This is a genomic window from Verrucomicrobiota bacterium (assembly GCA_034440155.1).
In the GTDB taxonomy this organism is placed as follows: domain Bacteria; phylum Verrucomicrobiota; class Verrucomicrobiia; order JAWXBN01; family JAWXBN01; genus JAWXBN01.
Genome location: JAWXBN010000005.1, coordinates 1 through 26,247, shown reverse-complemented (window position 1 = coordinate 26,247; position 26,247 = coordinate 1). Strand labels below are relative to the sequence as shown.

Here is a 26,247-nt window from a genome sequence, read left to right as displayed (position 1 = left end):
CCTAATCCTTATTAAGTTTAAACCAAGTCACGCAGACAAGGATCATGCCCAAGAGCATCCCGATCGTCATGGCAAAAAAGCTGCACACAACATAGAGGTGAGGATCCCCCACTTTGAATTGTGCCATGACCAACGCTCCGAGCATCATCCCGATATACATGCCGACCAGACAGGTCAGTAAATGGGCATATTTTATAAACACGCTTTCGTAGGCTTTAGGCAGGATAGAGTTCCCATAGGCCATACCCGGTATTCCCCCAGCAATCATCCCAATATGCATGAGGTTAATATGCGACAGGAGACCTTTACCCAGTATTGATTTCTCACAAGCACAAAGGCATATCCCGTCACGGACAATCGCTCCGAAACCGGCATCTGCCCACCATCCGGCTATCATAGCGAGATTACCGAGTGCTAACATGCCATAACAAGCTCGCAAAGTATAGGTCGCACCCGGACGGATACAGAAAATAAATCCTACGATGGCTATTAAAACAAAAACAAATGTCACCAAGACACCTGATTGAAAATCCAGGCGTGCTAAGTAAGATAAAAACGGGCCTTGTAACGCGACACAAAGAGCAAGGACAGAAGCTGTCTTTTCACGGAAAACCATTTCTTTAATCAAAGGAACGAGTCCCTCGCTTTCAAAGGGAATCGTATCGGTCTGCGAGAGTAGATTACGGAAACGGCCGAGGTCACCCTCTTGGATTTTTTCGCCAAGCCGGAATGCCCGCCAACTGACTGTGGCACTGGAAATGAGCATGAGAATGGCTGCCAAGACGGGATGGATCAGTCCGAGCATCGCTAGGGATATACCGATAATATTATAAAAAAAGGCAAACAGGATATTTGAGCGGATCCGGCGGATGACCAGGCGGCTTAAACAAATGGCATCAATAACATGGAGCAAATTGCCCCCGAAAAGGGTGGCTTGGGCGGACTCATGCGCCAAGGAAGTGCCACTACCCATGGCAATACTGGAGTAGGCAATCGAAAGGGCTGGTGCATCATTAGCCCCATCACCGACAAAAAGGACTTTTTTACCCGAATCCTGTAATGCCTTTATCCTATCTGCCTTTTCTTGGGGAGTTAAACCTCCCTGTATCTCATCGGCACCCAAACTCAGTTTACGGACGTTTTCTTCTTTATCCCCGGACATGATCACGGTGCGGATACCCGCCCGGTGCAAGTAGCCGGTAACCTCCTTGGACTCGTTGCGAGCGGCTTCACGTAAATAAATCAGGGAAACGAGTTTTTGATTGATGAGGACATTTAAAACAAGTGGACTTTCCGTGCTCGAATAACGTTTCTGTGTGAGCAGATCAGCTGCGGGCTTTTGGTCTGTGTGTAGCAAATTGTTATTCCCAATGACTAAAGATACCCCTCTTCCTGCGGAATCCTCGATAGACGCCTCAATTCCTTGGCCAGGCAAGGCATCCATTTTCAAAAGCCTGAATCCAGAAGTATCCAGGGTTGTTACGAGGGATTGGAATGCTTTAGCGATAGGGTGGTTAGAATGGCTCTCGACAAAATGGATCAGGCCAAGAACTTCTTCACGGTCGAGCCCGTCATCGACGATGACTTCTTCGACCTGGAGTTTTTCATCACTGAGAGTGCCGGTCTTATCAAAAACAACCGTATCAATGGCGGCAATCCTCTCGATGAATTCCCCCGTGTGTAGGATCAGCCCGCGTTTGGCCAAGGCGGCGATCGCACTCCATAGGCCGATGGGTGTCGCGAGCCCCATTGCACAAGGGCAAGCCACAATCAGCACAGCCATCGCATTAAAGAGCCCGACTTCCCACTGCCCCAAAAATGTCCAACCGGCAAAAGCGACAATCGAGCAAGCCGTCACCACCGGCAAAAACCATGAGACCATCCGGTCAGCCATCGACTGTATTCCCGAAGGTTTAAAGCGGGCTTCCTCGACGATTTTCAAGAGACTGTCGAGCTCGCGGTGACTTCCGTCTTTGGTTGCTTCAATGGTCAGTGAATTGTCCACGCAAATTGTTCCAGCCAGAACAGCATCCCCTTCCCGTTTGACCACTGGGTAAGGTTCCCCAGTCATGCCGGTTTCCTGTACAAACGCAATTCCTTCGCGCACTACTCCATCGACAGGGATACCTTCACCCATAGAAACCCTGATTTTATCCCCTATCTCGACTTCCTTCACTGGCTTTTCTTTGATTGAACCACAACAGGTAACCACCCGACATTGGGCAAATTGCGCACGGAAGGCACGGGCGGAAGAGATTGATTTCTGGCGACGCCCCTCGGACAAAAGGGTATTAAATGAATAAATCGCCACAAGGATAGCGACGACTTCATAATAGATTCCTCCCACACCAGTGAGAGTAGACTGGAGGGAGCCACAAAAGGCCCCGATAATGCCGAGAAGGAAAAGTTGCTCAACTACGATTTTCTTTTTAAACAATGCAGTAAAAGACAGCCGGATGATCGGGAGACCCGCCACCAAAATGACGACAAGAGCCGATAAAGCCAGAATCCCGTGGATAATCAGGCGAACCGAGCCTGTGGGCGGGGAGATATTCACGGCAAGACTGAATACCATGGCTTGTCCTGAAACCAAAAGAGCAACCCCGATACGAAACCATTGCATGGAACGGGAAGAATTTGATAAGGCAGATGAACTCTCCTCATTCAATTCTCCCTGAAGATCAGTATTTGGATTTGAACAACAACCAGCCATATGAGTGTCAGTGAATTATTCTATTGAAGTAAGTGAAAAAAGTAACATAGTCCGTATGGATTTCACGTTTTATTTACAATTTTTAACCGTTAAATATTTTATGGACAAGAAACGAGATGTTTTGAATGTGGATATCGTTAATTTATATATTTCACCAGGGCATAACTACTTTGGCCACCACGGAAAACCGGCGGACAAACACGAAATCATTGACTGTGATCTGATTGAAATCGAGGCCGGAAAAGGTGTCATTGGCGACCGTTTTTTTGATTTTAAGGAGAATTATAAAGGACAAGTGACTTTTTTTGAACAGGAAACATTCGAGCAGCTCGCCCGTGACCTCAAGATCAAAGGTAAAACCACGGCCGCTTTCCGCAGGAATATCATTACTCAAGGAATAGACCTTAATACCCTTATCGGACGTGAATTTGAGGTCCAAGGTGTCCTCTTTCTCGGAATCGAAGAAGCTAAGCCATGCTACTGGATGAATGAGTCATTTGGCCCCGGGGCTGAAGAGGCCCTGAAGGGAAAAGGTGGCCTCCGCGCCAAAGCCCTGACGTCAGGGACGATCCGGCGGCAAAAATAACCCCGCTACCCATTCATTCGATGCAAATTGATCCCAAAGAAAAAATCCGTTTTAGTGCAGGAATCATTGCCGGAGGCTACTCCACCCGGTTCGGACAAGACAAAGCCTTATTCCCTGTTAACGGCCAAACACTTTTAGACAAACAAATTGCGCTGGTAAAAGGTTTAGGTGCAAAAGAAATCCTCGTTTCATGCCGGCCCAAACAAAACCTTCCCGCGGACAAAGATAGGAAACTTGTTTTTGACGAGGTGGAAACCCTTGGTCCTATTGAAGGAATCAGGTGCTTACTGGGAGAATGCCAGACACAATACTTATTCCTGCTCGCGGTGGATATCGTGGCACTCACACTGCCTTTCCTTCAAAAAACGCTCGCGCAAGTTGCTCTAGAATCAGGAACAGGTTTTGTATATTCTCATGATGGATTTTATGAACCTCTTTGTGCGATATACCCAAAATCGCTTCTACCCCTGATCAAAGAGCAAATTGCGCAAGGGGAATATTCGCTCCAGAAACTTATCACTCAGGCGCTGAGAGCCAAACTGGTGAATGCAGCCCCACTGCTAGACCATGAAATTAAATTCCTTGAGAATATGAATACTAAGCCTTGATTTTAAGGCATTTAACCTGTTTTTTAGAAGATACTATTTATGGCGAAGAAATTTTATATTACGACTGCGATTGATTATGTGAATGGCAAACCTCATCTGGGTCATGCTTACGAAAAGGTTTTGGCCGATGTCATCGCCCGTTTCAAGAGGAGCCAAGGCCAGGAAGTCTATTTCCTGACCGGAGTCGATGAACATGGACAGAAGGTTCAGCAGTCCGCTCAAAAAATGGGCATAGAACCACAAGCTTTTTGTGATGAGATGAGCGCACATTTTTTGACCCTGTGCAAAAAGCTTAACCTCTCGAATGACGACTTTGTCCGTACGACCGAGCCCCGCCATAAAAAAGTCGTTCAAGATATCCTTCAAAAACTTTACGACCAAGGACTCATTTATAAAGGACAATTTGAGGGCTTTTATTCGACCCGCCAAGAGCAATTTGTCACGGAAAAGGAACGTGGAGAGGATGGTAAATTCCCCGAGATTTTTGGTGAAGTAGTCCAGCTCACCGAAGAAAATTATTATTTCAAACTTGGCCAATACCAAGAATGGTTGATTAGTCACGTGACCAACAACCCGGACTTTATCTTTCCGGAGTTCCGACGTAAGGAAGTACTGGGTTTTCTCCAGCGACCCCTGAGTGACCTGTGTATTTCTCGCCCGAAGAACCGGCTGGCATGGGGGATTCCCTTCCCCTTTGACGCCGAGTATGTGACTTATGTCTGGTTTGACGCCCTGATCAATTACATTTCCGTCGTTGGTTATGGAACTGAAGAGTTCGGCAATTTCTGGCCTGTTGACTACCATGATATCGGCAAGGACATCCTGATCCCTGCCCACGCCATCTATTGGCCTTGTATGCTCAAAGCCCTTGATTTGCCCCTACCCAAAACGCTTCTTACGCACGGATGGTGGACTGTGGATCAAGAAAAGATGAGTAAATCCATAGGTAATGTCGTTGATCCCCTCACCTACATTGACCAATTTGGCGTGGATGCATTCCGGTATTATCTGATGAGGGAAATGGTAGTGGGCTACGACAGCGACTTTTCCCATGAGAGTTTCCTCGGGCGTTACAACGGCGACCTCGCTAATGACTTGGGCAATTTGCTCAACCGTTCGCTTAACATGCTCAAACGCTACCGTGATGGGGAAATCCCCGCGGCAAAGGTTAAAGATGCTGTTGATACAGAGGTCGAGCAATTTGCTTCCGCGCAAATCGCCCCAGTTCTGGAGGGGTATAACCATGTGCAAATCCATGATGCTTTATCAAATGCTTGGCAAATTGTCCAGCGGGCCAACCGTTATGTCGAGGAATCCGCCCCCTGGGCACTAGCCAAAGACCCGACTAAATCGGATAAACTTGATACGGTCCTTTATAACCTCATGGAGTCAATCCGACTGGTTTCTGTTCTGATCTCTCCTGTCATGCCTGAGATGTCCGGAAAAATCCAAGGACAACTCGGGTTTTCTGAAACATCCGCTGATTTTAACCAAGGGTTGACTTGGGGGCAAATTCCTGTCGCCCAAAAAATCGGGGAGGCAGTTCCTCTCTTCCCAAAACTCTTTGAAGAGAAAAAGGGCTAAAACGGAATAATCTACCATGCAGATAAAAATCACCTCATTATTGATTCTATGGTGCTTGATCTGCACGGGCATTATTGTCCCCGTGTGTGCACAAACTAATCGCTTCGACCAAATCACCCAAGCCTGTGGATTAACAAGCGAAGACATAACCAAAATCTCTTCAGGACAGATTATTTTTAAACAAGCAACAAAGACAGCGGATGAACAACTTTTTTTGTCCGGATTTTTCCTGCTCCAGACAACGTGTGATGAATTTGAAAAAGTGATCAAAGAAGGAAATATCATCAATACGAGTAAATCCGCTTTGGCCATTACGGAGATGTACCCAGTGCTCGGGCAGACAAATATCCAACCCGTCATCGAGAAATGTATGACTGAAGAAGCCGCTATTATTTACAAGAATGCTGCCCCCGGCCTGACTCTAAACCTTTCTAAGGATGAAATCTCTCAGTTCACGAGTCTCACCCTCGAAACAGACAATGCAAAAGCGGGCATTACACCTCGTGTTACACAAGACCTATTCACCCGGGCAGAAAGTTACCGATTATCAGGACTCTTTGGGGTAGCACCTTATGCCCGGAAATCCGGGGAAACTTCCGTCGCCAATGAAATCCGGGCCGCCGCCCTGTGCCTTCCCGATCTTTTCCCAGGGATAATCAATATCAAAGATGCCGTTGATGCCTATCCGATGAATCAACCAAAAGGGGCTGAACAGTTTTTCCAACTCACCTGCCAGGATATCGAGGATCGTCCCGACTTTATCCTGAGTCATTTCACATTTTTCAAACCCCAGCCTGATTCTTTCCTCGCCATTTCACGGCAGTACTATGTTTCCCATTCATATAACTCCCTCCTTATTGTCATCGGTGGTGTCCAAACGGAGAAGGGTTTCTTTGTTTTTTATTATAACTCCACATTCACAGACTTGATCACTGGCATGCTAAATAATGTCAAAAAAACCGTCGGTCTCGCGAAAATGAAAGGTGAGATTCAAAAACAAATGGCCACCTTCAAAAGCCGTTTCGATCAAAAAGCCCCTTAATTATCTTTCTCCTGAATTCCTTTTCAGTCGTATAGAAATCAAAAGCGGAGTACTGGGTGGAGAATCCTGACTCACTTACTCCTTTAAAATAGTATTAAAACTACCGCTTATCGGGATTTTGTTACCATTTTTAGAATAAAAGAATACCTGACACATAAATTGCTTTAAGGGATCAGGGCTTTGACGCATACATGAAAAGAATCAAAATATTATTTTTAACTCTTAGTGTTTTCCTCTGTATTCAGGCAGTAGGTTTAGCTCAGTCATTGATTACCGGAGTAACACTGACGACAAATAGTACTGCCGCGACGACTAATAAAGGGTTCCCCTTTTTGGGTACTAAAATATCACTGACAAGTATTACGTCCTCATATGGGACATTTTCAAATACAGGAGTGGCTGACATTGCTTTTTTCCGGAGAAATATGACCGTCACAAATCAATCCTCCATGTGGTATCAGTACACAGCGACCAATAATGCTGTTTTTGTGGGAAATTATGACACGAACTATTCACAGGTACTCCTCGATAATGACCTGACGAGTGGCACAGATAACACATTTTCAAATCCCAATCCTAATTATGGTCCCAATATTGGAAATATTGAACGTTTGGATTTCTTTTTCAAAAATGGAATCACTGCAACGACAAATATGAATTTTGCCGTTTTTGACAGGGGGAATGTTAACGCGCATGATCCTTTTGCCATCTCAATTGTCACCGGACTCAATACGAACACAATGCAGCCGACAGCCTATTCTACACTTTTTTATGCACCCACAAATTGGGGCTCGACAAATGCCCTTGGGACAGTCTCCTACCGTCTCTTTCGTTATAACACAGGGGATGTGATTACCAATAGTTACAGCAATACTGAGACCGGTTCACAAGGTGTAGGAGGCCTCTCATTCTCGATCTCTGATCTTGGGATCACTAATGGACAAACAGTTTATGGGTACTCACTTTTTGCATCTGATACGACAACAGGAGGAAATATGACCAATCTTTTTGATTGGACAAATCCCACCTATTATCCGACAAACTCCTCCAGTGCGACAGGGGGTGCCGGGGGTATTGATCTGATCTCGGTTAATGGAGTGATCTTCTATAATATTTTGGCTATTCCTGAGCCCCACACTCATTTATTATTGGTCCTATCGATGATTATAGGATGGATTCTTTTACGCCGATTCTCTCCCCGTGCCCGGGACAAACGCTCACATCTGCTCGATTAAATAACCTTTGGCTTTCAATAACTCTAATAAACCGTCCTTGCCCGTAATATGTGCAGCTCCGACAATCACAAAAGCAGTCTTCCCTGAGTCAAGGGCACTCTCTATCTTGGGTAACCAGTTCTTATTTCTCTTCACAAGGATTAAATCATAAAGTTCAGGTGATTTTTCTACAGACTCATTCATCAGTTCATTCAGCTTGGCAGCATTCCCTGTTTTCCATGCGAGTATGGTATCATCATAAAATTTCTCCAGTTTAGAGATATCCTGAATACTCGAGAGGAGGAATTCATCTTGGACTTTATCTGGGAATCCTGACAACAATCCGATTTGATCCTCCATGGTCTCAAATCCTTTGAGGGGTTTACCTGCATCTATGGCCCATTGACTGATTTGTTGGTCGAGTCCCAAATCCGGAGCCGCCCCCATTTTCATCGACTCCATCATGATCAGATTCATCGAAAGGAACCAAGGCCGCATCATATCAAAGGTGTTCTCCGGATAACCTTGGGAACGCAAATACTCATCAAGTTTTGATGCCGTTTCCTTTGAAATATGTTTCCGCAAATCATCATCCCCTTGGTACATCCCCTTTTGCTGGATTAAGAGCATAGCCTGTGGGGACTGGGCTTCCCTTGTATCCATTTCAAAGTAACACTCTTCTGATTTGTCAAAAACCTCCCTGAATCGGGAAGGTAATGGCATGTCTTTAGGCCTCAGAAGATGGACTGAACCGGCCAGATAAAGGTTTTTTCCGTCTTTAGAAACTTTCCAAATAAAAGTTTTCGACGGGGTAGGCGTTACCGATTGTTGTGAGAAGACAAATGGTGAGCTGAAGAATATTAAAACTAAAAAAAACGCCCTTAATCCCCTATATAAAGGACATAAAACAAGCAGACGTTTTATTTTTTCCATGAAATCTTTGGTCGTATCCCTACGCCGACAAGTCATTTACTGTTTAACTGTAGGAATCAGATTGTCCTTCGCCAAGCCATCCAGAATGGTTGATATAACCCCATTGACATAATTCGCGGAAGCATGGGGATCAAATGACTTGGATTGTCCCACCCAAATCACTTTTGCATTTTGAACGGTATACACTTTTGATTCGAGAGTGGCTATGTTAAATTTAATGGTGCTGCTCGGAGCAAATGGGGCCGATCCAGCTCCTCCCCCATAATAAGTATTATACATGCCCGGATCATATACAGCCCCTGCCACTTGTTCGGTTTTTGTCTCGACAGATTTTACCTTGGAAACCAGTACATATTGATAACCCTGGCTTTGGATGAGTGAAGTCAACTGTGGCTCGTTAAGAGTTTGCCCTTGGGGGACAACTTGATAACCCGGTGTGGCTTTGATTCCCATTGCTTGAAGCCTGCTTACAAAAGTATCTTCAAATGTCCTGGTTGCCGCTGAATTTGACTCTGAGCACAAGACCAATACATTATTGAGATAACCCGCTGAATAGCTGCTATCCTTCCAAGTATTCGTCATCCGTGTGGATGAACATGCTGTTAAAATAAGAGTAAAAACAATCAACGAAGAAAGAATGCGGGACATCATATGATACAGAGTATTAAGTGATCCACTGTAAAGTCAATAATTAATCAGCAATAGAATAAGACAAAATAACTCAAGGCAACTTGCCGCCGATTTGTAACTTATCAAAATTTTCAGGAGCCAAAGAAGTGGGAAGTTTTTCGACTGATTGTGAAGTAGCTGGTCTGGTCGTAAGGGTGACGGTAGACTCCACTTTCTTACCATCACGGAGTACAGTGATGGTAATAGGTTCCCCTACTTTTGCATAAAAAGAAGCGTCGAGAACATCTTTAGGCTCCCGAATATTATAATTATCAATCTTTAGAACCACATCACCGTTCTGGAGCCCTGATTGCTCGGCAGGCGTACCAGGATTCAAATTTCTGATAACGACTGTCCTCTCGTCTGCCACAGGAGCTGCCTTGATCACATTAACACCTACCCAAGCATGTTTAACATCACCATTGTATTTCTCCATGTCAGACTTCACCTTCTTAATGGCATTTGATGGAAGGGCGTAACAGGCTTTTCCATCTTCCATTCCTGCCACGAGCATTCCTACAACTTTACCGTCAGAAGTCAAAAGAGGACTACCGGCCTGTCCTGGACTAATCGGGAGATTGGCTCTGATGTGTGTTGTTACAAAAAAATTCTCTTGGTATTTTGTGTCAAAGCCACCGATAAAACCGAAATTAGGAGAACTGGGCAGATTATACGGATACCCGATCGAAAGCACTGCACGCCCAATTTCGAGGTTTCCTGAGTTTGCGATATCTAAAAAAGCCTTCGACTTATAGTTTATCTTTAACATTGCCACCCTGCTCCGAGGGTCAGCACCAATAACCTTTGCATCGTAACGTTTATCACCGATTTCTATCCATGTGCTCTCTGCTCCACGCAGCACACTGTAGGTCGTTAAAATCGTCCCATTATCATCAATAAAAAAACCCGTAGCTTCTAGCGTCGTTCCCTTTGGGTCAGTCTCTTGGCTGATAATAAAACTTTTAACTTTTATGACAGAATCTTTTGATTTTTCAAATATCTTGCTAACTTCCTTGCCGACTTGATCAAAAACTGTCGCTGAGGCGTTAGTTTCAATAGATTGTGAACGGGATAGGCCCGTTAATCCTAATAAGATTATTGAAGAAAAAACGAGGATCTTTACTTTAGAAGCTAAGCCCATTTTCATAAGATACAGGTTGTACATCTAAAACATAACTTGTTTTTACGGGGTCAGCATCAGCCATCACATTACTGGCTAAAATTAACTCACGAATATTATCGGCATTCTGCGCTTTATAGAGTTGATCGGTACTGTCATTTACAAAATTTGCCTTTTGTGAGGCTAAAAGTGGTGTTTTGGAAGTATTTTTACGATGATCCACATTTTGAGCAGTAAAAATACCAATCGCAATGATACAAGCGATTCCTGTCGCATAAACAGCTTGCATCCGAGGTGAAAAATCAAATATACCGATAATTTTATTCAACCAACCAGCCTCAGCCTGATGTGCGTCAATACGGCGGTGAAAAGAGGAAACAACACTTTCAAAATAGAATTCACTTGGTTGCTCTAACTTTTTTATTTCTAACAACTTCTGTAATTTTTCTATATCGGTTTGTGTCATAATTTTACAAGTATTTCTTTAGACTATTTTGTAACTGCTGTCGAGCATAATGTAATCTCGACCGGACTGTTCCTTCAGAGCAACCCATGATTGCTCCAATTTCACCGCTGGTCTTACCTTCTACATCATGCAAAACCACAGTTAATCTATGTTCATTAGACAGTTTCTGGAGTGATTCGTTCAAATTTTTCTGTAATTCATTTATATTGACATCCCTGTCTGTATTTTCTGGTGAAACAAGCTCCTTTAAAACCGACCTATTTTCATCATCCATTTCGATTTCATTCAGGCTGAAATTCTTGTCACTCTGATTCTTGCGCCTGCTACAGAAGTTAATCACATGATTTTTGGTAATCTGATATATCCACGTAGAAAAACTTGACTTCCCCTTGAATTTTTCAATTGAAAAATAGGCTTTCTCAAATACCTCCAGCATTAAGTCATTCGTATCTTCGTGATTTGAGGTCATGTTATAGATCGTACTATATATTTTACCCTTATATCGGTTAATCAACTCATCGTAAGCATTCGTTTTTCCGTCCTTAACCAATGCCACCAATTCAATATCGTTCATTTCCGAAAGGGTTTTCGGGGATGAAACGGGTATCGGGTTTTCAGATGATTCTTGGGATTCCGGCATTTTGACTTGAATATTGGCTAAAACGGTCTCTGTCCTAATCTAGCTTGAGAACGGTTTCCGAATCAAAGTAAAACTGTTATCCCGACAGAAAGTTCTGTGACAGTCATTAAAAAGACCCTCTATTTCCCCCCTATTGAAGATCGAATGACACTTCTTCGCCCATCTTGATTGTAGAACGGGATTTAATCGTTCTTTGGAAACAAATCCTAATGTGTCTGGAAGGAATTCAGGTAAAACTCATGTCCCTCGATGGGTTCGGGAATATTTTTCCCGGGCTCAATACCCTCGGCATATACCACCTTGGTAAATGATTCCTGCCCGATTTTGGCCAAACAACTATTCCTGACCCGGGTTTCGAGATTCTCCACAGCTATCACGGTGTGCCATTGGTTATGGATATATTTGAGGAGTAATGCCTCAAGCTCTTGTTCACCTATCCTCGTGTCAAGATTAATATAGGGTAATGCATTGATCCCTGTCGAGGTATTCAACCCCACCAGCAATGATGTGTTGGGTTGGTGCTCTGATATCCAATTTTCCCAATATTCAGGAGCCAATCCGGTCAAAAGAGTCACCCCCTTTTGCGCCATGCTCAGAGTCCGTGTATGGCTTGTTTTCGGAATATTATAGAAGAAATGGAATTTATCCTGCGGTGTAGAAAAATTATAAGGGCTGTCGTAACAACAGTATTCCTCACAGATCAGTTTCCATATTAGAAGGTTCTCCCCATGCTCTGTATATTTCAGCACTTCCCCCTTTACATTTTGAAGGAGTAATAAGTCTGCATTATTTGCCAACCAAGAGGTCTTAATTACTGTTTTGACGGCTTCTACTTCACTGTCGGCAAATTTCTGGCTGATTTTGAGGGTCTCATCCTGATAAATCAAGAACCGGCAGATTTTTTCACGGAGATTTAAGGGGGTCTTGATGCTGTGTAACCACTTCCGGGCAAGCATCAAATTAGTCTCTTTGTCTTTATTCAGATTTTGCAGTAGTGAAGTCAAAATTAAACAAGACACCTGATCAATATTTTTACTTTCCAGGAATGGTTGCAGGTTATAAAGAATCCTTTGGGTCTGATCCCATGAGTCTTGAAAAGTGGCTTCTTCAGCAAAATCATTTTGGCACCAAGTAGTAAACTGTGCGACTAATGTATCAGTCCTTTGCTTGGCAATATTATGCCAAAACGCAGAAAAATAGTCTTGGTCGATCCTACTCTGGTCTTTTCGTATGTTAAATAATTCGCCCATTTCTAAAATTAGACTGTAAATATTTTTTTAATAATTACCTAACTATTTTAATTTCATGAGTAAAAGAAGAGAAGAAAACACTCGAAATTTTAATTAGCCTAAAATTCATACTTAAAGAATTCCTTAAATGCAAGTTTTTATTTTTTAGTCAAACGATTACATCCAGCTTCCTTTTATCACCTTATTTATCCATAGAAACACATAAAAACTTCGATACACATGAGGTTTTACCTGAAGATAAGAATTCTTCTCCTCTCTGCCAACGAGCGTGGACGAGGGTAATGAGTTTTTTCCGAGGAGATCAAGATAATCTTCGCTAATCTATTTTCCCCTTACTTTTGACGATATTAGACTCACTGGGATCAAATCTTAATACTGTAAAAATGAACCCCTCCCCCGATTAAAGATTTTCACGAGTTGAGATATCCTTTAGCGAGGGTGGTATATTCTTTAACTTGATTTTTAAGCCATTCATCATTCCTCCCGAGTTCATTGGCCAAAATCCCGGCCACCACCGGGGCTGCCTCGATTGAAGCTTGGGCATTGAGGAGAAGACTGCGGGTGCGCCGGGAAAGGACATCCTCCACTGTCAAAGCCATTTCATGGCGAGCCGCCCAGACAATGCTGGCTAATAAATAGGGGAGGCTATGGTGTAATGGCTGCCCCAACGCGGGAAATTCCTTTATCAATTCATCCAACTGGGATGATTCCGAACCATAAACCGCTAAGGCTTCAGGTAAAGCTTCAGCATGGGGGCTTCTCCAGCCATGCAACTGGAGATTTGTCGTGACACAGGGCCGATGAGGCAATCCACCGAGGGTAATGGCATGGTCGACGGTGTCTTCGGCCATTTTCCGGTAAGTCGTCCATTTCCCTCCGACGATGGTCAGGAGTCCTGAGTCAGAAACTAGCACCTCATGATTCCGCGAAATGGTTTTGGTTGCTGCACCATTTTTTCCGGGCGGCCTGACAAGAGGACGTTGCCCGGCAAAAACACTCAAGATATCCTCTTCTTTAGGATCACGGGCCAGATAACGGGCGGCATTCCGCAGGATGAACCCGATTTCTTCTTTCATCGCACGGGGCTCGAGGTCAGCGTGATCCATCGCAGTATCCGTGGTTCCCACCAAGACCTTTCCATGCCACGGGATGACAAAAAGAACCCGTCCATCATCGGTATGGGGAACCATAATTGCCGAATCTCCTTGGAGGAATGAACGGTCAAAAACCAGGTGGACTCCCTGGCTGGGTTGTACGGCACGCGAGGCATTGACGTCATCCATCAGACGGATATTATCGGAAAAAATACCCGTGGCATTAATGACCACGGAGGCATTTAATGAATAAGTTTTCCCCGATATCACATCTTCACAATTCACACCGGCAGTCATCCCCTCTTTCTTGGTCAGCCCCGTGACTTTTATATAATTCAAAAGACATCCACCATGGTCATGGGCCGTCCGGGCTAGGGTCACGGCCAAACGGGCGTCATCAAATTGACCATCAAAATATTCGACCCCACCCAAGAGTTTTTCCGTTTCGATATTTGGGATTTGTTTTATCGTTTCCTCGCGTGAAAGCATTTTTGACGGGGCGAGATTGAGTTTTCCTGCTAAGGCATCATAGACTTTTAAACCGATACCAAAAAATGGCCCCTCCCACCATTGGTAACGGGGCACAATAAACGAAAGGTGATGGACAAGGTGCGGGGCATTTTGGTGCATCAATCCCCTTTCGCGCAAGGCTTCAAGGACCAAAGGGATATCCCCCTGCTCCAAATAGCGTACGCCTCCATGGACGAGTTTGGTGCTCCGGCTGGAAGTGCCTTTGGCAAAATCATGGGCTTCCAGAAGGAGCGTGCGAAATCCCCTTGTGGCCGCATCAACAGCGACACCGAGTCCAGTCGCGCCTCCACCGATAATAATCACGTCCCAGTCTTTTTCTGAATCGAGTCGCTCGAGCAATTTGTTTCTATTCATAAATTAGTTTCCCATCCTTGTGCACGTTTCACCGCTTTTTTCCATATTTTCATCCGCGCCCTTCGTTCTTTGGCAGTAATATTTGGGGTAAATTTGCGGTCCACCTCGCGGATTTGAGTGAGGAAATCAATATCCGGCCAAATCCCTGCCCCGAGGCCTGCCATCATAGCTGCACCGAGAGCCGTGCTCTCGATATTTATCGGGCGCTCCACCGTCGTTCCTAATAAATCGGATTGGGTCTGGATGAGCAAATTGCTCGCCGAAGCCCCACCATCCACACGGAGAATGGATATCCGCCGGCCACTATCCCTTTCCATGGAGATCAATAAATCGGCAACTTGGAATGCAATGCCGTCGAGGGTCGCCCGTGCAATATGTGCGGCGGTGGTTCCCCGACTCAAACCTAACAAAGTCCCCCGCGCGGAAGGGTCCCAGTACGGAGCCCCGAGCCCCGTGAAAGCGGGCACGAGAATCACCCCGCCACTATCATTCACACTGCCCGCAAGATCATTAACCTCCGGTGCCGTTTTAATAATCCCCAGCCCGTCCCGTAACCATTGAATGGAGGCCCCTCCCATAAAGACACTTCCTTCCAGCGCATATTGCATCGGCTCGTTGCCCAAGCGCCAGGCGACAGTGGTCAATAAACGGTTACTACTGGAGATCGCATCCGTCCCGGTAAAAAGAAGCATGAAACAACCCGTCCCGTAAGTACATTTGACTAGTCCGGGCTTCGTACATAATTGCCCGAAAAGGGCGGACTGTTGGTCTCCCACCGCACTACAAATCGGGATTTTTTCGCCAAAATGGGTAGCATCTGCCATGGCCAAAGCCCCACTACTGGAGACGATTTCCGGCAACAAATTGCGCGGGATGTCGAAGAGGGCGAGCAAATCCTTATCCCACTGACCTGTCCGGATATTCATCAGCATGGTACGCGAAGCGTTTGTCACATCCGTAATGTGACTTTTCCCACCGGTCAGCTTTGAGATGAGCCAACTATCGATTGTCCCCGCAGAGAGTTCACCAGCCTCCGCCCGTGTATGACCGTCAGGAATCTGACGGAGGATCCAGTGGAGTTTACTCGCGGAAAAATAGGGATCCAAAAGTAATCCCGTCCGTTGCTGGACAAGATTTTCTTTGTCGCCTTCCTTCAATGCGGCAACGTATTCACTCGTGCGGCGATCTTGCCAGACAATCGCAGGATAAACAGGTTTGCCTGTGGACTTTTCCCAGACGACAATTGTCTCCCTCTGATTCGTGATCCCGATCGCAGCGATCTCTCCGGGTTTAATCATAGCCTTGGCTACAGCAGCACGGGCAGTGGCAAGGACTGATGCCCAAATTTCCTCCGGATCATGTTCTACCCACCCAGTTTGGGGAAAGTACTGGGTGAATTCTTTTTGCACAGCGGCCACCTGGTGTAAATTCTCGTCATAAATAATGGCGCGTGAACTCGTCGTACCTTGATCGAGGGAGAGGATATATTTCATAAGTTTTGAATGATTAAAATGATCCGAGTTCCTGATAGGCTAATGCGGCTAGGATGCCCCCGACCAAGGGGCCCACAATGGGAATCCATGAGTAACCCCAATCACTGGTTCCTTTTCCGGCAATAGGCAGGAGTGCGTGTGCAATGCGTGGTCCCAGATCGCGGGCCGGATTAATCGCGTATCCGGTCGGCCCTCCAAGGGAAAGACCGATGGCCCAGACGAGTAAACCAATAGGTAAGGCTCCCAAGGCTCCGAGATTAATCGGGTAGACAGCACCATCGGGTGATTGTCCCGTGGCTCCTTTCATTGCCAAAATCCCGAAGATCAGGACAAATGTGCCGATTATTTCACAAATCAGATTTGCGGGATAACAACGGATCGCGGGAGTAGTACAAAAAATAGAGAGCTTTGCCGCCGGATCCGTCGAGATTTTCCAGTGAGGCAGATAGGCCAGCCAGACAATGCCAGCCCCGGTCATCGCTCCCAAAATCTGGGCTACGATATAGGAAGGAACCAAGCCCCAAGAAAAGTGACCGGTAATAGCCATAGCCACTGACACTGCCGGGTTCAAATGAGCCCCGCTGACACGCGCCACGGCAAAGACCCCGACAAAAACAGCCAAAGCCCATCCGACGGAAATAACGATCCATCCACCATTTTTCCCCTTGCTACGGTTCAGTAAACAGTTTGCGACCACACCGTTCCCCAAGATGATGAGTAGAGCCGTTCCTATAAATTCGGCGAAAGCAGGTGACACAAAGATAATATATCGTGACCAATAAAATCTTGTCCAGTTATTTATCGGTATTTTTAGTTCCGTTCGTCTAAAATCAATCTTCATTTCCGGTAAATCAAAAAAAATGATTGCCACTATCGCCGGAAATTTGCTCAAAAGTTCCCTAACCTGTGACGTGCTGGAACTCCTCTTTATTTCTAAATCAACAATAACAAGTTGAAAAAGCATTGCCTCAAACCAAAAAATCCATAGAAAATGGGGGAGAGGTTAATTTAACTTCATTAAATATGTCCGAATACTTTATTGCCGCATTTTATAAATTTATCGAAGTCCCGAACCCCGAGGACAGGCAACTTGCTTTCAAGGAATTCTGCAAGGCCCGGGGAATGGTCGGAAAAGTGCTGATCGCTGGGGAAGGAATCAATGGAACTATCGCCGGGAGTCAGGTCGATGTTTTGGACGCCCTCAAATATGCGATTCAAGACCTTGGATTCGGCGAGATTGAATATAAAACATCCGTGTCTCCATTCAAACCCTTCTACAAACTCAAAATCCAAATTAAAAATGAAATTGTGACCATGCGTTGCAGGGATGCTAATCCTGCCAAAATCGTGGGGAAATATCTCAATAGCGAGGAATGGAACCAAGTCATTAGCGACCCAGAAGTCGTCGTCATCGATACACGTAATGAATACGAATATGAACTAGGCACATTCAAAGGGGCACTCGATCCTCAAACACATCACTTTAGCCAATTCCCCAAATACGTGGAGGAGAACCTCGATCCCGCGAAACATAAAAAAGTCGCCATGTTCTGCACTGGCGGCATCCGTTGCGAAAAAGCCAGCTCTTACATGCTCAAAAAAGGGTTTAAGGAAGTTTACCATCTTAAAGGCGGGATCCTTAAATATTTAGAAGATATCCCGCCGGAAAAAAGCCTCTGGGAAGGGGAATGTTTTGTCTTCGATAAACGTGCTACCGTGAAAGACAAGCTTGAAATCGGCAGCTACGTCGGGAAGATTTGGGTCTGATATGAATACTCCCCGCAAAAAAGGTCTGCTCTTGGTTAACCTCGGGACTCCTGAAGCACCCACCGCTGAAAAAGTCCGTCCTTATCTGGCGCAATTCCTCTCCGACCCGCGTGTCATCGACATTTCCCCATTGGGCCGTTGGTTTCTCCTGAATCTTTTTATCCTGCCTTTCCGCCCGAAAAAAAGTGCCGAAGCTTATGCCACCATCTGGACGGAACGGGGATCTCCCCTGCTCTTCCACACCGATGACCTCTGCCGGAAAGTCACCGAAAAATTACCCGACTACACAGTCGCCTATGCGATGAGATATGGCTCCCCCTCCATTGAATCAAAACTCAAAGCCTTGGCTGCCACCGGAGTCGATGAACTCACCATTTTCCCGCTCTTTCCCCAATATGCCTCTTCATCGACGGGTTCCGCCATCCAGCGGGCATTAGAAGTGGTAAATTCCCTCTGGAATACCCCTTTTGTCAAAGTCGTCCCCCCCTTCTACCACGATCCAAAAACTATCACGGCCTACGCAAATTGCGCGCGGGAGCAAATTGCGCAGTTCAAACCCGATTTCTTTGTTTTCAGTTATCACGGACTGCCCGAACGCCATATTACCAAGAGCGAAGGACAAACCGGATATTGCCTGAAGAGGGATGATACCTGCTGTGCAGAAATCTCCGATGCAAACCGTTTTTGTTATCGGGCCCAATGTTTTGAGACTACACGGCAAATTGCCCGTGAACTAGGACTCTCGCCGGACCAATATAAAATCACATTCCAATCCCGCCTCGGGAGTAGTCCTTGGATCAAACCTTACACTGACGAAGTTTTTAAGGAACTCGGTAAAAAGGGTAAAAAACGGCTTCTGGTCTTCTGCCTTTCATTTGTCTGCGATTGTTTAGAAACTCTTGAAGAAATCGCCGTTCGTGGGAAAGAAGAGTTCACCCACGCCGGGGGTGAAGACTTGCAACTGATCCCCAGCCTGAATAGCAACGACGACTGGGTGGATGCTGTTGTCGATTTGGTCAGGAAAACCTAATATCCCCTTGATTTAATAACGCCGTATCAATGATGAGATTCCACACGAGTGGTTGATTGGAGCGGTGAACGGCTCCGATAAGGGTTTCTTGGCGAAAAGGCACCCCTTTAAGAAAAAGGCCATGACGGAAACGAATGGGAGTACGCCAATATAGCTCCAAGAATCCATAAGCTAAAGCAGAGACGAGTATAACCCCTGCGGCAATTACAGTAATAACCTTGAGTAAATCATCATGGTGAGCCAGCAATGGTAAAGATCCGGATCTTCCACTCCCCATACCATTAGCCTTGTAAGTCCCTCTTTTTCGTGACATCTCACGTTTGAGATACTCACAAGGACTCGGCCAATACAAGCATTGAAAAATGCCAAAGACTTTTTGACTTAACCGTCCACCACTCTCTAAAACATTTTTTTAAAGTATCACCCCTGTTTGACTCGATCCCCGTTTCATTATCTGGGATTTTGTAAAATTAGAACCGGCCACTGCGCAAATTATTTGGCGTCACCACAAAGGCGATGATTGAGACACTGACAGTCATGATCCCGAGAGCGAAAAGGAGGTTCGCCGGACCAAAAATGGAGAAGAGTGTGCCGGTGATCAAAAAGAGTTGGGCCAAGAGTAGGATCGAATTAAAAACCATTTGCCGGGCGGAAAACACACGTCCGCGCAATTTGTCCGGGACATGGAGTTGTAAACGGGTATCAATCGGTATTACCACCCCGCCCGTAAAAAATCCCAACAGGATTACAATCACAAAGAGTGCCGTGTAACTCTGGGTATTAGCCATGGCACAGAAGAAAACCCCCATCATTAAAAGACTAAAGTAAGGCAATGCTGATGCGTGAGAGATTTTCTTTTTCTTGGCGACAAGGATGATTCCAGTCCCTAATCCGACCGCCATTGCAGCGGTCAAGATGCCAAGAGCCAGATTCTCCATCTGGATCGTGGGGCGCTTAAAACCAATGGCCTCAATCAGGTCGGTCCCACGGATCACTAATTCGTGCCAACCCTCATAATTAATCCCGCCAGTAGCCGATAAGAAGCTCAGGACAATCGGCACAAAGAGTCCCAGCACAAAAGCAAATAACCCGAAAATCGCGGTCATGGTCAGGATCAGGCGGTCTTCAATAATGGCTTTAAGCCCAAATTTTAACTCACTCCAGACGGATTCAAAAGGGTGTTCATGACGGAGGGGCTTCAGGTCGGTCTTGATTTTCCATAGAAAAACCGCGGACGAAAAAAGAGCCAGGGAATTAATGATAAATCCACTGTAAGCACCCGCTGCTGCCGGGAATAGAGCGGTATAAACCGTACTAATCGTTACACCCACGCAATTTGCGATGACGCCGACGGCGGCTGCAAGGGAGTTTGCCACGACAAGGTGCTTCGCCTCCACAAGCGAAGGTAAAGCTGATTGTCGCGCCGGAATAAAAGCCGCAGACATGGTTCCCATCAAGAATAGAATGCCGTACACGCCCACGAGTGAACCTGTTTGAATCCAAATGAAAGGAATCGTCAGAACCAAAACAGCCCTGACGATATCCGAAAAAATCATGATTTTTTTCCGATCAAAACAGTCACAGAGGATTCCTAAAAACGGTCCAAAAACGACTGCCGGTAACAAGCTGAAAAAGAGAATCCTTGCGGCTTCTGGCCCTGTTTTTTGTCCGGCATCCATTCCAAAAATAATACTCAGAAGGGCAAATTGGTAAAATCGGTCACCGACAGAGGAGATAATCTGGCCAAACCACAGATTCCTGAAATCATTGACAGCTAAAACTGAGCGAAAACTTTGGGATTCCTTCTTTCCCATAACTATTTCTTTTTCTTCCTAGGAGTAGCCTCATCATTTTCCGTCGTAGATTTGACTTTTCCTTTACTTTTCTTTCCTGCACCACCCATTAACCGAGCCGGGGCAAATGCAAACAAGAACATGAGTATCCCGGTCACGAGCAGGCTATATAAGCAAATCCAGAGTCCCCACCCGATTTGTAATTGCAAGACGGAGCGTTCCAGCTCTGTCGTGATAATCCTATAGCGCGTCCAAAAGTAGAAAACCAAGGCGAGTACAGATGGAATTAATAAAAGCCGCCTATTTTTCTGGACAGATATTAACATCAGGAATGAAGCCACCACGATCAAGGGATAAGCGTACACCAGTAAAGCCTTTTGCTCCGTGCCTTTATGTCCGAATAATGCCTGTAGTGCTAAGTTCGCCATTAACCCATCTGTATTTCTTTTATTGACTATGGCGGGTAGCTGGAATCCACTCATTCCTTTCCATAAATCAGCATTGGCAGCCCTGAGCTCATACTCTTTCATGACAAAAAAATCCTTCAAATAGAAATCATTTTTACTGCCGAGGTCATGGGCGACTTTCTCAGCCATCCTTTCCAAAGCCAGACTGGGCAGGAAATTAATTTTAGCCCAGGGCATGAAAAACCCGGCAATCGCAGCGATCATCACAAAGAAAACCAACCACTCATGTATTTTTAATCGTAACATAAAGGGAACCGCAATTTAGCGTTACTCGGCCTCTTGAAAATACTATTTTTATATTTTTTATAGAAAGTAACGAAAAAGACCTTTTCAAAGCCGTCTTTCAAGATAAATTAAGCTTCTTATGTGGCACGGAAGATTTAAAGAAAAGACGGCTGATGAAGTCAGGGATTACACGGAATCTATCTCCTATGATTGGAGACTCTACCCTTATGATATCCAGGGAAGTGTCGCCCATGCAGCCATGCTGGCGGATATCGGGATTCTCACAGCAATAGAAAGGGATACCATCATCGGCGGACTCCATGCCATCCGTGATGAGATTAAAGCTGATAAATTCGAATTTGATCCTTCACTCGAAGACATTCACATGAATATCGAGGCGGCCTTGATCAAAAAGATAGGTCCGGTCGGGGGTAAACTCCACACGGCCCGCAGCCGTAATGACCAAGTCGCTCTGGACGCACGCCTCTACATCCGCTTTGAGGTCAAGGAAATCCAGCGTCACCTGCGGCGCATGCAAAAATCCTTGGTCGGGCTCGGACGCAAGTATGACACACTCGTCATGCCCGGTTATACCCACCTCCAACGCGCCCAACCCGTTCTTTTTGCCCATCACCTACTCGCCTATGTCGAGATGTTTGACCGCGACTTTAACCGCCTTCAAGATGCCTCCAAACGGATCAATTATATGCCTTTAGGCTCCGGCGCCATCGCGGGAAGCACCATTGCCGTCAACCGCGAAATGGTCGCCAAGCTGCTGGACTTTAGTGATGTCACTAAAAATAGTATGGATGCCGTCAGTGACCGAGATTTCTTTATGGAGGTCCTTTCAGACATCGCGATCATCGGAGTCCATATTTCCCGTATGTGTGAAGACATCATTCTCTGGGCTTCCTCGGAATTCAAATTCATCGTCCTCAACGACGCTTATAGCACGGGTTCAAGCCTGATGCCCCAGAAGAAAAACCCCGATATCGCCGAGCTCGCCCGTGGTAAGACAGGTCGACTCTTCGGAAACCTCTTGTCGCTTCTGACCACGATGAAGGGTTTACCCATGACGTACAACCGCGACATGCAGGAGGACAAGGAAGCCGTATTTGACTCAGTGGACACGGTGAAGTCCGGGCTGAATGTTTTATCCAAAATGATCGAGACCGTTTACGTTCATGAGTCCCGCATCAAGAAAGCGGTTAATGATGCGATGCTTCTGGCTACCGACATGGCTGACTATCTGGTCAAAAAGGGGGTTCCTTTCAGGAATGCCCACGAGATTATCGGGAAAATGGTCGGTCGCTGCGTAGAGACCGGTAAGGCATTAACAGACTTGCAGATCGAGGAAATGAAAGAATTTTCCGTCGCTTTCGATGAAGATATTCAGAAAATCTTGACAGTAAAAGCCTCGATCACAGCCCGTACAGTCACTGGGGCACCGTCATTTAAAAATGTCGATGACCAATTACACCGGTGGGAAGAGCTGATGCGGCGTGAAGGATATAACGATTAAACTTTCTTCCTTTTTGCTCTCAAAGTGCGATTGCAATTTGCAGCAGGAACGCTATAAATTGCGCCCCTATGCATTCATTCCGTTATAAAGGCGCTGTACTCCATTGTGAAAATGTTTCTCTGGCCGCACTGGCTAAAAAACATGGCACACCGCTCTACGTATATTCTTTAGCGACCTTCCAAGACCATTATCAAAAATTAGACAAAGCCCTTTCACCTCTGGATCACCAGGTTTGTTACGCCATGAAGGCGAATTCTAATCTCGCGCTTTTGAAGCAAATTGCGCGACTGGGCGGGGGATTTGACACCGTGAGTGCCGGGGAGATTTTCCGTGTCGAAAAAGCCGGCGGGGATGTCCGTAAATGTGTTTTTGCCGGGGTCGGAAAAACTGAAGCTGAAATCGAGTACGCACTCAAACGGGATATCGGCTGCTTTAATGTCGAGAGCTTGCCCGAGCTCGACAGGATAAATAAAGTCGCACGCAAATTGCGCACAAAAGCCCGCATCGCTGTCCGGGTGAATCCTAATGTCGAGGCCGGCGGACATAAAAAAATCACCACGGGCACTTATGAAAATAAATTTGGAATCGCTTTTGAGCAGGTTCCCGCCGTTTATGCCCATGCGGCAAAATTATCCCATATTGAGATTTACGGCCTGCAGATGCATATCGGCTCTCGCATCGGCGATGTAAAACCCTTTGTCGCCGCCGTCAAAAAAGTCATTCCCTTGGTCAAAGACCTCAAAGGCAAACATGCCACCTTTAAAACATTTGATATCGGCGGCGGGATCGAAATCGTTTATGATCACGCGCTGGCCAGTGCTGAGCCGAAATGGTGGAAGGGCAAGGAATCCAAAAAATTCCTGACTCCACAAGAATACGCTGATCATTTGATTCCCCTGCTCAAACCACTCGGAGTAAAAATCGTGATTGAGCCCGGCCGTTTTATTGCCGGAAATGCCGGGGTACTCCTGACAGAAGTCCAATTCGTCAAAAAGACAGGGATTAAAAATTTCGTCATCGTTGATGCGGCCATGAATGATCTGATCCGCCCGGCTCTCTATGATAGTTTCCACGAGATTATCCCAGTCAAAAAGTCCTCCTCAAAACAGGTCGTGGCCGATATCGTCGGCCCTGTCTGCGAGAGTGGCGATTGTTTTGCCCACGACCGCAAATTGCCCGCGCCAAAAGAGGGGGAATTACTTTCGATCATGAGTGCCGGTGCCTACGGTTTTGTCATGGGCGGGAATTATAACTCCCGTCCCCTCCCCGCTGAAATCCTCGTCGATGGAGGCAAAGCCCGTGTGATCCGTACTCGGCAAAGCTTCCAAGATTTAATCGAAGGCGAAAAAGTCTAGTAACAATATATTATATCATGAGCACAGCACCTGCTACCCCCACGGAAAAAGAACAAATCAAATGGCACCGTGTGCCCGTCGATAAAAAGATCATGAGCGAACTCATGAAACGGAGTGACGCCAAAGGTTGGTGGCAATTTGGCGGGCACTTGGCCTTGGTGTTTTGCACTGGTGCTCTAGCTTATTACTCTTGGTACCAGTGGCCATGGTATGTGACGGCCCTGCTGTGTTATATCCACGGGACATTTTATACTTTCCTCGGACCATCGGCGGCGATCCACGAGCTCAGTCACAAATCCACATTTAAAACCCCTTGGCTGAATGATATGGCCATCAGGATCGTTTCTTTCCTGACCATCTGGAATTACCATCACTACCGCGCTAGCCACGTCAAACACCATCAATACACGACATACGACGATCTCGATCAGGAGATTATCCAGCCGATTACGGTTAATCCCATGACATGGTTTAATAGCTTCATCTTTAATACCTACCTCCTCAGGGTTTCTGTCCTGACAAATCTCCGTTATGCCTTCGGCAAATTGCAGGGGACTTGGGAACCCCTCATCATGCCTGAGAGCAATCTAAAGCTCCGCAAGGACCTCGCCGACTGGTCACGGTTCATCCTGATCGGAAATGCCCTGCTCTTGGGTGCCTTCATCTATTTTCATCTCTGGCCATTAATCGTGCTTGTGACTCTTGCTCCCTTTATCGGGAGCTGGTTGGCTTTTTTTGTCGGTTTTCCGCAACACGTTGGCCTCCCGCCAAATGTTCCAGACTTCCGCCTCTGCTGCCGTACCTTTATCCTCCATCCCTTTCCCAGCTTTCTTTATTGGAGGATGAATTATCATATCGAGCACCACATGTATCCTTCCGTTCCCTGTTATAATCTAGGCAAATTGCACACGGCGCTGGAAGCCCACCTCCCCGCGAGCCCACGTGGATTGGTTGAAACATGGAAAGGCATATTTGCGGTATTAAAACGCCAGAAACAGGAACCCGGTTACTCATTTTTCGCCAAACTCCCTGAAAATGATACCTACGAAATTGCCGGTGACGAGTCAGTGTTACTGGAAGCCAAGTCGGAAGCCTGACTTTTTTATGTTTAATCTTTTTGAATGACTGCTTGACTTTATTTTTCTTATATACGATAAGACTGGTCGTTATTATGAAGTTATCTAAAAAAACAGATTATGCACTGAGAGCCATATTTACTCTTGTCGAGTATTACGAATCTAAACAACCGATCCCGATTCGTGAATTGGCCAGACGTAATGATATACCCAAACGTTTTCTCGAACACATCATGCTGGATTTAAAGTCCAAGGGTTGGGCTGACAGTATCCCCGGAACAAAGGGCGGCTACATTCTAGCTAAACCCCCTGAGCAAATTGCTCTCGGTGAGATCGTCAGGCATTTTGATGGTATTTTGGCTCCCCTTGGTTGTGTCTCATTCAGCGGATACGAGAGATGCTCTCAGGAGCCCGTTTGCCGGTTCCGCAGGGTCATGCTTGATATCAGGAATTATGTAGCAAACCTGATGGATCAAGCCACCCTCGCCCATGTTTTCCAGGGACGAGTCGTGACAAATGAAGAGGTTTTTTCTGATCGATTGATTGGTGGGGCGGGAATCTAAAAAAAAATAACCTAAATAACGACTTATCTAGACGTATATGAGTAATAAAAATCAAATTTCACAACAGGAAAAAAATATGAAATTAAACATAATCAAAACCCTCATCCTCGCGGCCCTTGGTTATGCGCTCATCGCGCAGGGTACGGCTGCCG

At 45.9% G+C, this 26,247-nt stretch carries 24 protein-coding genes; 11 read left to right on the top strand and 13 right to left on the bottom strand.

Features of this window, described 5'->3' with window-relative positions; all coding sequences use genetic code 11:
• Nucleotide 1: 1 nt before the first annotated feature.
• A complete protein-coding gene (locus tag SGI98_00340) occupies nucleotides 2-2,623 on the bottom strand; it encodes a cation-translocating P-type ATPase (protein ID MDZ4741849.1) in 2,622 nt (873 codons plus the stop codon).
• A gap of 145 nt (nucleotides 2,624-2,768) precedes the next feature.
• Between SGI98_00340 and SGI98_00335 the strand changes: the two genes are divergently transcribed.
• From SGI98_00335 to SGI98_00315, 5 genes are all read left to right on the top strand, one after another.
• Nucleotides 2,769-3,299 (top strand): molybdenum cofactor biosysynthesis protein, encoded by a 531-nt coding sequence (locus SGI98_00335; GenBank protein MDZ4741848.1) that lies wholly within the window; start codon nucleotides 2,769-2,771, stop codon nucleotides 3,297-3,299.
• Between the two features lie 20 nt (nucleotides 3,300-3,319).
• Complete coding sequence (locus SGI98_00330; GenBank protein MDZ4741847.1) at nucleotides 3,320-3,907, top strand: molybdenum cofactor guanylyltransferase; 588 nt, start codon at nucleotides 3,320-3,322, stop codon at nucleotides 3,905-3,907.
• Nucleotides 3,908-3,946: 39 nt separating this feature from the next.
• A complete protein-coding gene (gene metG, locus SGI98_00325; protein ID MDZ4741846.1) occupies nucleotides 3,947-5,491 on the top strand; it encodes a methionine--tRNA ligase in 1,545 nt (514 codons plus the stop codon).
• A 16-nt stretch (nucleotides 5,492-5,507) separates the two neighbouring features.
• Nucleotides 5,508-6,533 (top strand): hypothetical protein, encoded by a 1,026-nt coding sequence (locus tag SGI98_00320; protein MDZ4741845.1) that lies wholly within the window; start codon nucleotides 5,508-5,510, stop codon nucleotides 6,531-6,533.
• 191 nt (nucleotides 6,534-6,724) lie between these two features.
• Nucleotides 6,725-7,768, top strand: coding sequence for a hypothetical protein (locus SGI98_00315; protein ID MDZ4741844.1), 1,044 nt, complete (start codon nucleotides 6,725-6,727; stop codon nucleotides 7,766-7,768).
• On the opposite strand, the gene SGI98_00310 is transcribed toward SGI98_00315, so the two are convergent.
• The 9 genes from SGI98_00310 to SGI98_00270 all read right to left on the bottom strand — a co-directional run bounded on the left by SGI98_00310 (nucleotide 7,751) and on the right by SGI98_00270 (nucleotide 17,054).
• A complete protein-coding gene (locus SGI98_00310; GenBank protein MDZ4741843.1) occupies nucleotides 7,751-8,680 on the bottom strand; it encodes a TraB/GumN family protein in 930 nt (309 codons plus the stop codon). The genes SGI98_00315 and SGI98_00310 overlap by 18 nt on opposite strands.
• 36 nt (nucleotides 8,681-8,716) lie before the next feature.
• The gene (locus tag SGI98_00305; GenBank protein ID MDZ4741842.1) at nucleotides 8,717-9,262 is read right to left on the bottom strand and encodes a hypothetical protein; all 546 of its coding nucleotides are present in this window, start codon (nucleotides 9,260-9,262) and stop codon (nucleotides 8,717-8,719) included.
• A gap of 139 nt (nucleotides 9,263-9,401) precedes the next feature.
• On the bottom strand, nucleotides 9,402-10,496 hold the full coding sequence (locus tag SGI98_00300) for a S1C family serine protease (protein ID MDZ4741841.1): 1,095 nt from the start codon (nucleotides 10,494-10,496) through the stop codon (nucleotides 9,402-9,404).
• A complete protein-coding gene (locus SGI98_00295; GenBank protein ID MDZ4741840.1) occupies nucleotides 10,474-10,935 on the bottom strand; it encodes a hypothetical protein in 462 nt (153 codons plus the stop codon). The genes SGI98_00300 and SGI98_00295 overlap by 23 nt, the downstream gene beginning before the upstream one ends.
• Before the next feature lie 4 nt (nucleotides 10,936-10,939).
• Nucleotides 10,940-11,575: a sigma-70 family RNA polymerase sigma factor gene (locus tag SGI98_00290; protein MDZ4741839.1), complete on the bottom strand. Its 636-nt coding sequence runs from the start codon at nucleotides 11,573-11,575 to the stop codon at nucleotides 10,940-10,942.
• Nucleotides 11,576-11,781: 206 nt separating this feature from the next.
• On the bottom strand, nucleotides 11,782-12,825 hold the full coding sequence (locus tag SGI98_00285) for a hypothetical protein (GenBank protein ID MDZ4741838.1): 1,044 nt from the start codon (nucleotides 12,823-12,825) through the stop codon (nucleotides 11,782-11,784).
• A gap of 410 nt (nucleotides 12,826-13,235) precedes the next feature.
• A complete protein-coding gene (locus SGI98_00280) occupies nucleotides 13,236-14,804 on the bottom strand; it encodes a glycerol-3-phosphate dehydrogenase/oxidase (protein MDZ4741837.1) in 1,569 nt (522 codons plus the stop codon).
• Entirely contained in the window at nucleotides 14,801-16,297 is a 1,497-nt protein-coding gene (gene glpK, locus SGI98_00275) for a glycerol kinase GlpK (GenBank protein ID MDZ4741836.1), read from the bottom strand. The genes SGI98_00280 and glpK overlap by 4 nt, the downstream gene beginning before the upstream one ends.
• Before the next feature lie 13 nt (nucleotides 16,298-16,310).
• The gene (locus SGI98_00270) at nucleotides 16,311-17,054 is read right to left on the bottom strand and encodes an MIP/aquaporin family protein (protein MDZ4741835.1); all 744 of its coding nucleotides are present in this window, start codon (nucleotides 17,052-17,054) and stop codon (nucleotides 16,311-16,313) included.
• A gap of 266 nt (nucleotides 17,055-17,320) precedes the next feature.
• Between SGI98_00270 and SGI98_00265 the strand changes: the two genes are divergently transcribed.
• Nucleotides 17,321-18,064: a rhodanese-related sulfurtransferase gene (locus SGI98_00265; GenBank protein ID MDZ4741834.1), complete on the top strand. Its 744-nt coding sequence runs from the start codon at nucleotides 17,321-17,323 to the stop codon at nucleotides 18,062-18,064.
• 1 nt (nucleotide 18,065) lies between these two features.
• Nucleotides 18,066-19,094 (top strand): ferrochelatase, encoded by a 1,029-nt coding sequence (gene hemH, locus SGI98_00260; protein ID MDZ4741833.1) that lies wholly within the window; start codon nucleotides 18,066-18,068, stop codon nucleotides 19,092-19,094.
• Here hemH and SGI98_00255 read toward each other — a convergent pair.
• The 3 genes from SGI98_00255 to SGI98_00245 form a co-directional block, all read right to left on the bottom strand.
• Nucleotides 19,081-19,407, bottom strand: coding sequence for a hypothetical protein (locus SGI98_00255; protein MDZ4741832.1), 327 nt, complete (start codon nucleotides 19,405-19,407; stop codon nucleotides 19,081-19,083). The genes hemH and SGI98_00255 overlap by 14 nt on opposite strands.
• A 157-nt stretch (nucleotides 19,408-19,564) precedes the next feature.
• On the bottom strand, nucleotides 19,565-20,908 hold the full coding sequence (locus SGI98_00250; protein ID MDZ4741831.1) for an MFS transporter: 1,344 nt from the start codon (nucleotides 20,906-20,908) through the stop codon (nucleotides 19,565-19,567).
• 2 nt (nucleotides 20,909-20,910) lie between these two features.
• On the bottom strand, nucleotides 20,911-21,600 hold the full coding sequence (locus SGI98_00245) for a hypothetical protein (GenBank protein MDZ4741830.1): 690 nt from the start codon (nucleotides 21,598-21,600) through the stop codon (nucleotides 20,911-20,913).
• A gap of 118 nt (nucleotides 21,601-21,718) precedes the next feature.
• On the opposite strand from SGI98_00245, the gene argH reads away from it, so the two are divergent.
• The 4 genes from argH to SGI98_00225 all read left to right on the top strand — a co-directional run bounded on the left by argH (nucleotide 21,719) and on the right by SGI98_00225 (nucleotide 26,095).
• Entirely contained in the window at nucleotides 21,719-23,101 is a 1,383-nt protein-coding gene (gene argH, locus SGI98_00240; GenBank protein MDZ4741829.1) for an argininosuccinate lyase, read from the top strand.
• Nucleotides 23,102-23,169: 68 nt separating this feature from the next.
• Nucleotides 23,170-24,456, top strand: coding sequence for a diaminopimelate decarboxylase (gene lysA, locus SGI98_00235; protein MDZ4741828.1), 1,287 nt, complete (start codon nucleotides 23,170-23,172; stop codon nucleotides 24,454-24,456).
• Nucleotides 24,457-24,473: 17 nt separating this feature from the next.
• On the top strand, nucleotides 24,474-25,553 hold the full coding sequence (locus SGI98_00230; GenBank protein MDZ4741827.1) for a fatty acid desaturase: 1,080 nt from the start codon (nucleotides 24,474-24,476) through the stop codon (nucleotides 25,551-25,553).
• Nucleotides 25,554-25,627: 74 nt separating this feature from the next.
• Complete coding sequence (locus SGI98_00225) at nucleotides 25,628-26,095, top strand: Rrf2 family transcriptional regulator (protein ID MDZ4741826.1); 468 nt, start codon at nucleotides 25,628-25,630, stop codon at nucleotides 26,093-26,095.
• Nucleotides 26,096-26,247: the final 152 nt, after the last annotated feature.